The following is an 11,773-nucleotide window of genomic DNA, read 5'->3' as shown; positions in this document are numbered from 1 at the left end:
CGCATCGCCACCAGTGCGGTGCGGTCGGCGGGATGTTCGTACGCCCGGGAGGAGATCCCGGGAAATCGCCTGCGCCCCTCGAAGGTTCCGATCGTCTTGTCGTTCGGCATGCCGTTCCCCCTTGCCCTCGACGAATCCGGTTCCAGATTAGGCTTGTTTGTTGGGCGCCTTCGGCGCCGGCTCGCGAGGCACCACTTTTTCTTTCCCCCGCTTCGCTCCTCCAAGAAAAAGCGGCCCCTCGCTCGGGACGGTGTGTCCCTCCGCTTCGCTCCGGGTCACACCGTCCAAGATTGCGGCTCCGCCGCTCTCCGCGCTTCGCGCGTCGATCACTGGGGTGGGCTGGGTCGGGGGCGCTGACGCGCCGGGGATTTGGGGGGCGGCTCGGGTCGGGTGGGCGCGGGTGGGTGGGGTGTTTCGTTGGGGTGGGCGGTGTTGGGGAGTGGGGGCGGAACCTGGCCGCGCGACGTGGTGTGGGCGCCCGTACGATGTCGTGCGCACACGTCGGCAAAAACTACGCAAGGGCTGACCACGGATGACCCAGCACGCGACGACCGTCCTGACCACGCTGGCCGGCGAGAGCGGCAAGCACGACAACCTGAACCCGTTGGGCGCCGGTATCGGTGCGCTGGCCGTGCTTCTCGTCCTGCTGTTCGTGGTGACGCGGTACAACAAGGACCGCTGAGTTCGTTCACGAAGCCGGACGTGGGCGCCCGGGCCGGCCTTTTGCCGTCCCGGCGCTTTGCCGTGCGCGTTAAGGTGACGCCAGATCAGGGGCGGCCGGGGGAGGACGCGATGCGCACATTCGCCATGGGCGAGAAGACGAAGCTGGACGATTCGGCTATCGGGGTGGAGTTCGATGTGTCGGGCGAGGGCCTGGCCGCGTACTGCTTCAGCGTGGGCACGGCGGACCTGGACGTGGTCTGTACGGCCCGGCCGGCGTCGCTGACGAGCGCGGTCGCGCTGGTGGCCGGCGGCACCGGAACGGCCGAGTTCCACGTGGACCTGTCCGCCGTGGACGACGCGGTGGATCGCCTGGTGTTCGCGATCGGCGCGCAGGCACCCGGATTCGGTGCCGGGTCGCTGATCCGCCTGCTGGGCGCCGATGGCGAGATCGGGCGGTTCGTGTTGCCGGTGGCGGACCTGACCCGCGAACGCGCGCTGATCCTGGCCGAGGTCTATCGGCGGGACGGCTGGCGGTTCGGCGCGGTGGGACAGGGCTACGAGGCGGGCGTGAAGGAACTCGTGCGCGACCTGGGCGGGGATCCCGAACAGACGCTGATCGTGGCGGCGGTGCCGGCCGACGCGGAGCCGGTGCGACCGTCGCCGGCCGCGACGCCGGACGAGGTCGGCTCCGACGACGAGACGGCCGCGGACGCCGAGCCGGGGGCGGAGCCCGGGCCGGTCGCATCGATCGCTGCGGACGAGGGTGAAGCTGAACCGGCCGCGCCGTCGGAGGCGGGAGCGGGGGCGGGGGTGAGGATGGAGGCGGAACCGGTGTCCGTGCCGGAACTCGCGCCCGCCGTCGAGGAACCGCCCGTGCCCGCTGCCGTGTACGACGGTCGCGGCGACAAGGTCCTCTCGATCACCCGCCCGGTCGAAGCCGGTCCCTTCCTGGTCGAGCTGGACGCCCGCGGCAGCGACAACTTCGTGGTGTGGACGCTGGATGCCGACTTGGAGACGGACAAGCTGCTGGCCAACGCGATCGGCGCGTACCGCGGCCGGGCCCTGGTGGACGAACGCGGCGGCCACACCTCGCGCCTGAAGATCGAGGCCGACGGCGAGTGGACCGTGCGACTGCTCGCGCCCGAGGCGGCCCGGACGCTGACCGACCGGCTGACCGGCAACGGCCCGGAGACGGTGCGCTGGACCGGCCCGCGCACGGTGCTCGCGATGACCCACGCGGGCGTCAGCAACTTCATCGTCGGCACCTTCGCCGAACACGGTGGAGACGAGGCCTACCTGGGCACCCTGGCGAACACGATCGGCGACTACGAGGGCGAGTCGATCCTGCCCAAGGGTCCGTGCCTGATCGAACTCGAAGCCGACGGCGACTGGTCCCTGACCCCTGTCGCCGACTGAGCGCACCGGCGTCGACACGCCACCATTGGGGGCAAATAAAGCGACAAGAGTGGTTTGCTTGATCTGCTGACCCGGTGAACCACATGCTGCGCCGTTGCGGACTCCGGGCCGTCGCGCTCGCACTGGTCGCCTCCGTCGTCGGGTGTGGGGGAGGCAGTTCGGGCCCCCCGGTGCTCAACTGGTACGCGCCACCGGACAACGGGGCCTACCAAAAGCTCGCCGACCGGTGCAGCCGGGCGTCGGGCGGCGCCTATCGGGTCAAGGTCTCGGTGTTGCCCACCGACGCGTCCGGGCAGCGTGAGCAGCTGGTGCGGCGCCTGGCCGCCAAGGACTCCTCGATCGACGTGATGGCGCTCGACCCGGTCTTCGTACCGGAGTTCGCCGAGGCGGGCTTCCTGCGCCCGTTCGACCCGGGCGAGGCCGCCGCGCTCACCGAGGGCATGCTGAGCAGCGCGGTGGAGTCCTCGGGCTGGCGCAATCGACTGGTCGCCGCGCCGTTCCGGGCGAACACCCAACTCCTGTGGTACCGCAAGTCGGTGGCCGCGGCCGCCGGGCTCGACCTGAGCCGGCCGGTCGACTGGGACGAGGTGATCACCGCCGCCGAGAAGACGCACAAGACGGTCGCGGTGCCCGCCAAGCGCTACGAGGGCATCACCGTCTGGGTCAACGGCCTGGTCACCGGCACCGGCGGCGCGATCGTGCGGGACGTGGAGAAGGGCGTCGACCTCAAGCCCACGCTCCAGGAGGGCGGTTCGGGCAGGCGGGCCGCCGAGATCATGCGCCGCCTCGGCCGCTCGTCCGCCGCGCCGGTCAACCTGGCCACCTCGATCGAGGACGACACCCGCACCACGTTCCAGTCCGGCTCCGGCGGCTTCATGGTCAACTGGACGTACGCGCGCGGCGCCGCGGTCGAGGCGGTGGCCGACGGCCAACTCGCGCGCGAGGTGCTCGACGACTACGGCTGGGCGCGCTACCCGCGGACCGACGCCGGCAATGCCTCCAGGCCGCCGTTCGGCGGCATCGCGCTGGGCGTCAGCAGGTACGGCAGGCACACCGCGGCGGCGGTGAGCGCGGTGCGCTGCGCGGGCAGCCTGGAGAACCAGATCACCTACATGCTGGAGTCCAAGGAGACCACGGCCAAGGCCGCCGCCTACGACGACCCGCGGGTACGCGAGGCGTTGCCGATGGCCGGCCTGATCAAGGAGTCGCTCGAACAGGCCGGCCCGCGTCCGCGCACCCCGTACTACAACGACGTCTCGGCGTCCGTACAGCGCATGTACCACCCGCCCGCGGGCGTCGACCCGAACACCGCCCCGCGTGAGACGGACGACCTGATCACCGGGGTTCTGCACGACAAGGTGCTGCTGTGAGCACGGTATCCACGGCCGAAGCCGCGCCTCGGCACAAGAAGCCCCGCGGGCAACTCGACCACGCCCAGCGGATGCGGCGCACCGGGTGGATGCTCTCCGCGCCCGCCGTGGCGATCATGATCCTGGTCGCGATCGCGCCGCTGGTGGACGCGGTTTGGCTCTCGCTCTTCCACAAGCGACTGACCACACCGGACGCGAACTCGTTCGCGGGCCTGTCCAACTACTGGGTGGTGCTCAAGGACCCGCTGTGGTGGACCGACGTGTGGACCACGCTGGCGCTGACCGTGGCCACCGTGTCGGTGGAGTTCGTGATCGGCTTCGGACTCGCCCACCTGATGCAGCGCGCGTTGCATCTGCGCCGCAGCCTGCGCACGATCGTGCTGATCCCGTACGGCATCGTCACCGTCGTCTCCGCCTACGCGTGGCGCTACGCGTTCGACCCGTCCACCGGGTTCGTCAACGACTGGTTCGGCATCGACATCGCGTGGTTCGACCACCGCTGGTCGGCGCTGTTCGTGATCGCCGTCTCGGAGATCTGGAAGACCACGCCGTTCATGTCGCTGCTGCTGCTCGGCGGGCTGATCCAGGTCTCCCCCGACGTGCAGGAGGCGGCGCGCGTGGACGGCGCGGGCCCGTGGCAGCGGCTCACCCGGGTCACTTTGCCGATCATGAAGCAGGCCGTCCTGGTCGCGCTGCTCTTTCGCACGATGGACGCGTTCCGGATCTTCGACGCGGTGTTCGTGATGACCGGCGGCGCCAACGACACCGAGACGGTCTCCTTCCTGGCCTACCGACAACTGGTCAGCCGCACCGCGCTGGGTCTGGGCTCGGCGATCTCGGTGCTGTTGTTCGCCTGCGTGCTGCTGATCGCGTTCTTGTTCATCAAGCTCTTCCGCACCGACGTGAGCAAGCTCGGGAGTCCCACGTGAGTCAGCCCAGCCCGGCCCGGGATGGGGCCCGCGTCCTGGTCAGCGTCCTGGTGATCGCGATCACAGTGCTCCCGTTGGCCTGGATGGTGTCGCTGTCGTTCAAGGGCGGCGACGACATCAACAACGCGAAGTTCCTGCCCAGCTCCTGGAGTTGGGACAACTATCGGACCGTCTTCAAGAACGACCTGTTCACCGACGCGTTGCGCAACTCGATCGGCATCTCGCTGATCGCCACGGTGATCGCGGTCGCCTGCGCGACCGGCACCGCGTACGCCCTCGTGCGAATGGAGTTCCCGGGCAAGCGGCTGATCCTGCTCGGCGCGCTGGCGATCGCGATGTTCCCGACCATCGCGGTGGTCGGTCCGCTGTTCGACATGTGGCGCAGAATCGGCCTGTTCGACACCTGGATCGGGCTGATTCTGCCGTATCTGTCGTTCACCATGCCGCTGTCGATCTGGACGCTGACCTCGTTCTTCAAACAGATCCCGTGGGCCCTGGAGGACGCCGCGCGGATCGACGGCGCGTCCGCGTGGCAGGCGTTTCGCTACGTGATCGCGCCGATGGCGGTGCCGGCCGTGCTGACCACCGCGATTTTGGTGTTCTTCTTCGCGTGGAACGACTTCGTCTTCTCGGTGTCGCTGACCTCGACCAACAAGTCGCGCACGGTGCCCGCCGCGTTGGCCTTCTTCACCGGTGCCTCGCAGTTTCAGCAGCCCACCGCCGCGATCGCCGCGGCGTCGGTCGTGGTGAGCATTCCGGTGGTCGTCCTGGTGCTGATTTTCCAGAAGCGGATCGTGGCCGGCATCACCTCGGGCGCGGTCAAGGAGTAGGGACCGATAGATTCTCGCGCCATGAGCGAGCGGAACAGACGTGTCGGTGTCATGGGCGGCACCTTCGATCCCATCCACCACGGGCACCTCGTCGCCGCGAGCGAGGTGGCGGGCCAGTTCGGGCTCGACGAGGTGGTGTTCGTGCCGACCGGGCGGCCGTGGCAGAAGTCCGTGCGGGACGTGTCCTCGCCCGAGGACCGATACCTGATGACGGTGATCGCCACCGCGTCCAACCCGACCTTCTCGGTGAGCCGGGTGGACATCGACCGCGGGGGCGAGACGTACACCCTCGACACACTGCGCGACCTGCGCGAGTCCTCGCCCGAGGGGACCGAAATATTCTTCATCACCGGCGCCGACGCGCTGTCCCAGATCTTCTCCTGGCACAACGCGCACGAGATGTTCGAGCTCGCGCATTTCGTGGGTTGCACCCGTCCGGGGCACACTCTGTCCGACCCGGGTTTCCCGGACGGCGGCGTGAGCCTGGTGGAGGTCCCCGCACTGGCCATCTCGTCGACCGACATCCGTGCAAGGGTGGCCGGGGGCGATCCGGTCTGGTACCTGGTGCCGGACGGGGTCGTCCAATACATCAGCAAGCGGGGGCTGTACCGGGGAGCTTCGTGAGCAACGACGACCGGCGCGAATGGGAGCCTTACGGCACCGAGCGAGGGGACGGCGGACAGACGCAGGAGCCTTACGGCACCGCGCGAGGCGACGGCGCGCAGGCACAGGGGCAGCAGCCCGGATACGGCGCGTACGGTCCGGACGGCGGCTACCCGGGGTACGACGGACAGCCGGTACCGCCCGGGCAGCCGGGGCAGGGCGGGCTCGATCCGGTCGACTTCACCCCGCAGCAGTACTCGTACGACCCCAACGCGTACGGCCAGGGCGGCTACGGTCCGAACGCGTACGACCCGAACGCGTATCAGTCCGGGGCCCATCAGGCCGCGGCCTATCCGTCCGGCGGCTACGACCCGAACGGGTTCGACCAGGGCCAGGGCGCCGGGACGTACGATCCGAACGGTTACGGCGGCGCCGGGCAGGGCGGTTACGACCCGACGGCGTATGCCGCGCCGGAGTATCCGCAGCAGGGCCGGAGTGGTTACCCGGATCAGCAGCAGGGTGCGGACGGTTACCCGGATCAGCGGCAGGGTGCGGGCGGTTACCCGGATCAGCAGCAGAGCGGCTACTACGAACCGCAGCAGCCCACCGCCTACTACGAGCAGCCGCCCGCGCCGCCCGCACCCGCGCCACCCCCGCCCCCGGTGGTGCCGGCGAGTCGGCCGGCGCCCTCCGGGCCGCTTTCGGCGGCCGGTTCGGATCCGGCCTCGACCGGGGTCGCGGCGGGGTCGGTCCCGGTCCGGCCGGCCGGACCGACCCGTTCGCGGTCGAAGGCGGCCGGGACGCCCGGGGCTTCGGCGTCGAGCCCCTCGGGTCCGGTCGAGACCGGATCCGGCTCCGGGTCCGGTGCCGGCAGGTCCGGGGCGTCGGCCGAGGACGGCCGGGTGCCGGCGCCGAGGGCGCGCCGGCCGGGACCGGGTCGGCCGGGCCGACCGGGCTACGGCTCGGACGAGTTCGCGTTCGTCGACGACGAGAGCGAGCAGGCCGAGGACGTGATCGACTGGCTGTCCTTCGCCGAGACCCGCTCCGAGCGCCGGGACGAGAAGCGCCGGGCGATCAGGCAGCGGCTGATCGCGCTCGCGGTGGTGCTCGCGGTGGCGGTGCTCGGCGTCGGCGGCTACTTCGCGTGGGACACCTGGATGCGCGACGAGAAGACCGTCGCCGGGCCCGGCAAGAACGGCGGCGTGCTGGTGCAACTGCGCGCCAAGGACGGTCAGGCGTCGGCCAACGCGCTGTTGACGGTCGATCCGGCCAAGAACACCGCGTCCATGGTGAGCGTGTCCTCGGTCACCATCGTCAACTCCGCCAACAACTCGTTCCCGCTCGGCCGGTTGATGGCCGACGAAGGCCCCGGCGCGTCCCGGGACGCGCTCTCCGACCTGCTCGGCGTCAAGCTGGACGGGTCGTGGGTGATCTCCGAACCGGTTCTGCAGGGGCTGGTCGACCTGACCGGCGGCATCCAATTGAACGCCGACGTCGAGGTCAAGGGCCCGGACGGCAAGGTGCTGGTCGGGCAGGGCCGCAATCCCGCGAACGGCGTCGCGGCGCTGGCCTTCGCCACCTACAAGCAGCAGGGCGAGCCGCCCGCGGTGGCCGGCGATCGGTTCGGCCGGGTTCTCCAGGGCCTGCTGGCCGCGTTCCCGACCCAGCCGGACGCGATCCTGACGCTGCTCGCCAACATGGCCAACCTGCCCGACCCCTCGTTGCCGGACGACAAGCTCAGCGTGCTGCTGGCGAATCTGGCCAAGGCCACCCAGGGCAAGCAATTGCAGGTCCGGGCGCTACCGGTGTCCCCGGAGGGCACCCTGGACGGCCCGGCGGCGCTGCCGATCGTGCGCGAGCTGCTCGGCGGCACGGTACGCCAGGGCAAGGTCGCCGCAGGGCCGACTCGGGTGATGGTGGAGGACGCGAGCGGCAAGGCCGGCGCCCAACAGGACGCGAACGTGCGGCTGCTCAACGCGGGCGTCACGTACGTCCCGGGCGGCGTGGCGGGCAAGCGCACCCAGCCGGCGTCGACCGTGCAGTACGCCGACGACGCCCGCAAGGGCGACGCGGACCAGGTCGCGCTGACCCTGCGCCTGCCGCCGACCGCGGTGAAGAAGGCCACCGGCGAGATGCTCGCCGACGTGGTGGTCACGCTGGGCCAGGACTACAACCCGGACAGGTCGTAGCCCCGGGTGCGGCCGGTCCCGACCTTCGGTCCGGGACCGGCCGCACTTCGCCGAGGCGACTCGGCGGCCTGATCGTCGCCGTCGGTCCGCGAACGGGCGTGGCTCCGGGAACGGGCGAATAACGAGTGGCCGTCGTATGCCCCGCGTGTGAGACCCTGAACGGTAATCCCCTTGTCGTCCGCAGGAAGCGAATCGTGACCGCAACCCCCCACGCCCTGGAGCTCGCCACCGCGGCTGCCGTGGCATGTGCAGAAAAGCTCGCCACCGACGTCGTCGCCTACGACGTGAGCGAGGTCGTCACGATCACCGACGTGTTCGTGCTCGCCTCCGCGTCCAACGACCGTCAGGTCAAGGCGATCATGGACGAGGTCGAGGAAGCGTTGCGCGGGCTCGGCGCCAAGCCGGTCCGTCGCGAGGGCGAGCGCGAAGGGCGCTGGATCCTCCTCGACTACATCGACATCGTGGTGCACGTCCAGCACGCCGAGGAGCGGGCCTACTACTCGCTCGAGAAGTTGTGGAAGGACTGCCCGCGGATCGAGCTGCCCGAATCGGTGCGGCTGGGCAACGAGCAGGCCAAGGCCGCGGAGGCGGCGGAGGGCGCGCTCTGAGCGGGAAGGGGCGCCGTGTCCTGCTGTGGCGGCACGGCCAGACCACGTGGAACGTCGAGCGGCGCTTCCAGGGCCAGACCGACATCCCGCTGACCGATGCGGGGCTGGGCCAGGCCCGGCGCTCGGCCCGGCTGCTCGCGGCGCTGCGTCCGGATGCGATCGTGGCGTCCGACCTGACCCGCGCGGTGGACACCGCGGCCGAACTCGCCCGGCTGGTCGGCGTCCCGGTCACCCTGGATCCCGCGCTGCGTGAGACGTACGCGGGGGAGTGGCAGGGGCTGACCAACCAGGAGATCGAGGAGACCTTCCCCGAGCAGTTCGCCGCCTGGCGGCGCGGCGAGCCGGTGCGGCGCGGCGGCGGCGAGTTGGAGAGCGAGGTCGCCGACCGGATGGCCGAGGCGATCGGGCTCGCGGTGGAGAAGTTGCCGGAGGACGGCACGCTCGTGGTCGTCTCGCACGGCGGCGCGATCCGCTGCGGGCTCGGCGCGATGCTGGGCCTGCCCCGGGAGACCTGGAGTGCGCTGGGCGCACTGTCCAACTGCTGCTGGTCGGTGCTGGGCCCCGGGGCGCGCGGATGGCGACTCCTGGAGCACAACGCCGGCACGCTGCCCGAGCCGGTCATCGGCGACGACGTCTGATCCACCCGCGACGACGATCCCGCAGTCGAGGGCGCCCCGAGCGGCCGCCCGCCTCGACTCCGGGATCGTTTTCGTGTTCCCGTCGCCCGTGACGCGTGCGGTCAGCCCTGCCCGGCCTGCTTGCGGTACAACTCCTCCAGGTCGGCGAGCATGCCGTCGGCGAGATCACGTTCGGCCTGCCAGTAGCGCTCGCTCCACTTGAGCACCAGGGCCGGGAACGGCCAGCGGTCCTGTGCGGAGTCCTCGCTCGCGCGCACCTCCTCCAGCGTGCCCGCCGCGTAGTCGCGGTGCTCCACCAGCGTCTTGCGCAGTTCTTCCGGCTCGCTGAGGTGGCCCAGCCAGACCCGCAGTGCGACGCCGTGCTTGAGCACGGGCGGACCGGCCGGGGTCTCCCGGGCCCACGCCGCCAATGCCTCCTGGCCGGATTCGGTGATGCTGTACAGCCGCTTGTTGCGCAGTTCGTCCTGGGACGCGATGCGCGAGACCGCGAAGCCGAGCTGCTCCAGGCGCTTGAGCTCGCTGTAGATCTGACTCAGCGCCGGGCTCCAGTAGAAGAAGCGCAGAGACGCGTCGGCCCACTTCTTGAGGTCGTAGCCGGAGCGCTCGCCCGGGAACGACAAGAGGCCGAGTACGGCCCACGCGGTTGCGGGCAGCTTCGGGAGCGGATCCCCCGTCATCGTGGCCTCCATCGGTGCACGTCAACTTTTTCTGATTCTACGTCAGCCGGCTATTGACCTGACAGGTCGTCATACATCTAATTGAAGTATTCCGCCTCGCGCACCAGGAGTACGGCATGCAGTTCTCGATGATCTTCGAAGCCCAGATGGCCAACCCCACGGCAGAGCACGAGCGCGAGGTCATCCTCAACTCCGTGGACCAGGCCGTATACGCCGAGCAGATGGGCTTCGATCGGATCTGGGCGGTCGAGCACCACTCGACCAAGTGGTACTCGCACATGAGCGCCCCGGAGATCTTCCTGACCTGGGTGGCCGCGCGGACCAGTCGGATCCGGATCGCGCACGGCGCGGTCTGCATGCCGTTCAACTTCAACCACCCCGCCCGGGTCGCCGAGCGGATCGGCATGCTCGACACGCTCTCCGGCGGCCGGCTCGACGTCGGCGCGGCCCGCGGCGGCACGCTCCAGGAGTCCTCGCTGTGCGGGGTGGACATCGAGCAGACCAAGGCCCAGGTCGAGGAGGCGCTGCGGATCATCGGTGCCGCCTGGCAGCAGGACGAGTTGGTCTGGCACGGCGACGTGCTCGACATCGAGGGCTCGCACCCGATCCTGCCGCGCCCGGTGCAGACCCCGCACCCGCCGCTGTTCCTGGCCTGCAGCAAGCAGCCGAGCCTGGTCGAGGCGGCGGAGTACGGCGTCGGCGCGCTGGTGCTCGGCTTCGCCGGCCCCGAGGAGGTGGCGAACCTCAACCAGATCTATCGGGACGCGATCAAGGAGCGCACCGGCGAGCGGTTCGTGTCCTCGGTGACCAACGACCACCTGGTCGCGCTGTGCCCGACGATCGTCTCCGAGGACGGCGCCCGCGCCCGCCAGGTGGGTGCGCGCGGCCAGCGCTTCTTCGCGCAGTCGATCGCGCACTGGTTCTCCGGCGGCAAGTCCGGTATCCCGGACGAGGCCGTGGTCGAGGGCCGGGACGAGGTGGCGATCATCAACCAGGCCGCCGAGCAGCAGGTCGCGATGCTGCACGAGGCGAAGATCCCGGTCACGGTGAACGCGACCGCGACGTACAACATCAACCACGCCTACGGGACGGCCGAGGACGCGATCGGCTACGTGCAGAAGCTGATCGACGCGGGCGCCGACGAGATCATGTGCCTGATCCAGATGGGGACGATCCCGCAGGAGGACTGCATGGAGACGATCCGCATCTGGGGGGAGAAGGTTATTCCGCACTTCCGGGCCAAGTACGGGGTCTGAGAGGGGCTGGGCGGCCTGCGGGCGGCCTGCGCCGGGTTGGCCTGCGAGGTCGGCGTGTGGGGTGGGTCTGCGGGTCGGCCTGTCGAGTGGGCCTGCGGGGTTGGCGTGCGGGTCGGCCTGTCGGTGGCCTGCGGACCGGGCCGTGGGAGCGGCGCGGGGGGATCGAGATTTCGTTCGGGTGGGATGCGCGTGTCGTGGTCGTCCCGGGCGAGGAGGGCTCGGCCGGATCCGGTGCGGAGGACTGGGTCCGGCCGGGGTCGGGGTCGGGGGTGTGGCGGTGTATGACGTGCGGGTCGTGGGGGACGGTGGGCGGGGCGGGGGGGGGGGGGGGGGGTGGGGGGGGGGGGGGGGCTGGCCGGGGCGGCCGGTCTGGCCGGGCCGGGTCGCGAGCAGGGAGGGCGCGGGCCGGGGTCGGGGGTGCGGCGGGTCGGGGGTGGCCGGGGTCGTGGGGGCGGCGTTGCTTCTTGTTGGGCGCCTTCGGCGCCGGCTCGCGAGGCACCGCTTTTTCTTTCCCCCGCTTCGCTCCTCCAAGAAAAAGCGGCCCCTCGCTCGGGACTTCGTGTCCCTCCGCTTCGCTCCGGGGCACGAAGTCCC

The 11,773-nt window shown here is 70.5% G+C and carries 11 protein-coding genes and 1 pseudogene; 10 read left to right on the top strand and 2 right to left on the bottom strand.

Translation table 11 applies throughout. The features are described 5' to 3' along the window. Nucleotides 1-110 (bottom strand): annotated as a pseudogene (locus A3IC_RS67300) (peptidase M48); the annotation flags it as partial. Between the two features lie 422 nt (nucleotides 111-532). On the opposite strand from A3IC_RS67300, the gene A3IC_RS69670 reads away from it, so the two are divergent. The 9 genes from A3IC_RS69670 to A3IC_RS0109050 all read left to right on the top strand — a co-directional run bounded on the left by A3IC_RS69670 (nucleotide 533) and on the right by A3IC_RS0109050 (nucleotide 9,246). Beyond that, a complete protein-coding gene (locus A3IC_RS69670; protein ID WP_020549751.1) occupies nucleotides 533-682 on the top strand; it encodes a hypothetical protein in 150 nt (49 codons plus the stop codon). A 110-nt stretch (nucleotides 683-792) separates the two neighbouring features. Further along, a complete protein-coding gene (locus tag A3IC_RS0109085) occupies nucleotides 793-2,079 on the top strand; it encodes a TerD family protein (RefSeq protein WP_026218051.1) in 1,287 nt (428 codons plus the stop codon). Nucleotides 2,080-2,162: 83 nt separating this feature from the next. Beyond that, nucleotides 2,163-3,449: an extracellular solute-binding protein gene (locus A3IC_RS0109080; RefSeq protein WP_026218050.1), complete on the top strand. Its 1,287-nt coding sequence runs from the start codon at nucleotides 2,163-2,165 to the stop codon at nucleotides 3,447-3,449. Continuing rightward, nucleotides 3,446-4,378, top strand: a complete 933-nt coding sequence (locus tag A3IC_RS0109075; protein ID WP_020549748.1) for a carbohydrate ABC transporter permease — start codon at nucleotides 3,446-3,448, stop codon at nucleotides 4,376-4,378. Before A3IC_RS0109080 ends, A3IC_RS0109075 begins: the two co-directional genes overlap by 4 nt. Then, nucleotides 4,375-5,208, top strand: a complete 834-nt coding sequence (locus tag A3IC_RS0109070; RefSeq protein WP_020549747.1) for a carbohydrate ABC transporter permease — start codon at nucleotides 4,375-4,377, stop codon at nucleotides 5,206-5,208. The genes A3IC_RS0109075 and A3IC_RS0109070 overlap by 4 nt, the downstream gene beginning before the upstream one ends. Before the next feature lie 21 nt (nucleotides 5,209-5,229). Next, entirely contained in the window at nucleotides 5,230-5,832 is a 603-nt protein-coding gene (nadD, locus tag A3IC_RS0109065) for a nicotinate-nucleotide adenylyltransferase (RefSeq protein WP_052173298.1), read from the top strand. Next, nucleotides 5,829-8,000, top strand: a complete 2,172-nt coding sequence (locus A3IC_RS0109060) for an LCP family protein (RefSeq protein WP_020549745.1) — start codon at nucleotides 5,829-5,831, stop codon at nucleotides 7,998-8,000. The genes nadD and A3IC_RS0109060 overlap by 4 nt, the downstream gene beginning before the upstream one ends. Before the next feature lie 194 nt (nucleotides 8,001-8,194). Further along, nucleotides 8,195-8,608: a ribosome silencing factor gene (rsfS, locus tag A3IC_RS0109055; protein ID WP_020549744.1), complete on the top strand. Its 414-nt coding sequence runs from the start codon at nucleotides 8,195-8,197 to the stop codon at nucleotides 8,606-8,608. After that, nucleotides 8,548-9,246, top strand: a complete 699-nt coding sequence (locus A3IC_RS0109050) for a histidine phosphatase family protein (protein ID WP_086018419.1) — start codon at nucleotides 8,548-8,550, stop codon at nucleotides 9,244-9,246. The genes rsfS and A3IC_RS0109050 overlap by 61 nt, the downstream gene beginning before the upstream one ends. 101 nt (nucleotides 9,247-9,347) lie before the next feature. On the opposite strand, the gene A3IC_RS0109045 is transcribed toward A3IC_RS0109050, so the two are convergent. Next, a complete protein-coding gene (locus A3IC_RS0109045; RefSeq protein WP_245599192.1) occupies nucleotides 9,348-9,923 on the bottom strand; it encodes a PadR family transcriptional regulator in 576 nt (191 codons plus the stop codon). A 116-nt stretch (nucleotides 9,924-10,039) separates the two neighbouring features. On the opposite strand from A3IC_RS0109045, the gene A3IC_RS0109040 reads away from it, so the two are divergent. Then, nucleotides 10,040-11,179: an LLM class flavin-dependent oxidoreductase gene (locus A3IC_RS0109040; protein WP_020549741.1), complete on the top strand. Its 1,140-nt coding sequence runs from the start codon at nucleotides 10,040-10,042 to the stop codon at nucleotides 11,177-11,179. The last annotated feature ends 594 nt before the right edge of the window (nucleotides 11,180-11,773 follow it).

The organism is Embleya scabrispora DSM 41855 (assembly GCF_000372745.1).
Classification (GTDB): domain Bacteria; phylum Actinomycetota; class Actinomycetes; order Streptomycetales; family Streptomycetaceae; genus Embleya; species Embleya scabrispora.
Note: the sequence above shows the minus strand (reverse complement) of the source record. Positions and strands in the feature narration are given on the sequence as shown.

Excerpts from the sequence above, each read along its gene's own strand:
- A3IC_RS0109045 (WP_245599192.1), bottom strand. The coding sequence starts at position 9,923 with ATGACGGGGGATCCGCTCCCGAAGCTGCCCGCAACCGCGTGGGCCGTA.
- A3IC_RS69670 (WP_020549751.1), top strand. The coding sequence starts at position 533 with ATGACCCAGCACGCGACGACCGTCCTGACCACGCTGGCCGGCGAGAGC.
- A3IC_RS0109040 (WP_020549741.1), top strand. The coding sequence starts at position 10,040 with ATGCAGTTCTCGATGATCTTCGAAGCCCAGATGGCCAACCCCACGGCA.
- A3IC_RS0109080 (WP_026218050.1), top strand. The coding sequence starts at position 2,163 with ATGCTGCGCCGTTGCGGACTCCGGGCCGTCGCGCTCGCACTGGTCGCC.
- A3IC_RS0109085 (WP_026218051.1), top strand. The coding sequence starts at position 793 with ATGCGCACATTCGCCATGGGCGAGAAGACGAAGCTGGACGATTCGGCT.
- nadD (WP_052173298.1), top strand. The coding sequence starts at position 5,230 with ATGAGCGAGCGGAACAGACGTGTCGGTGTCATGGGCGGCACCTTCGAT.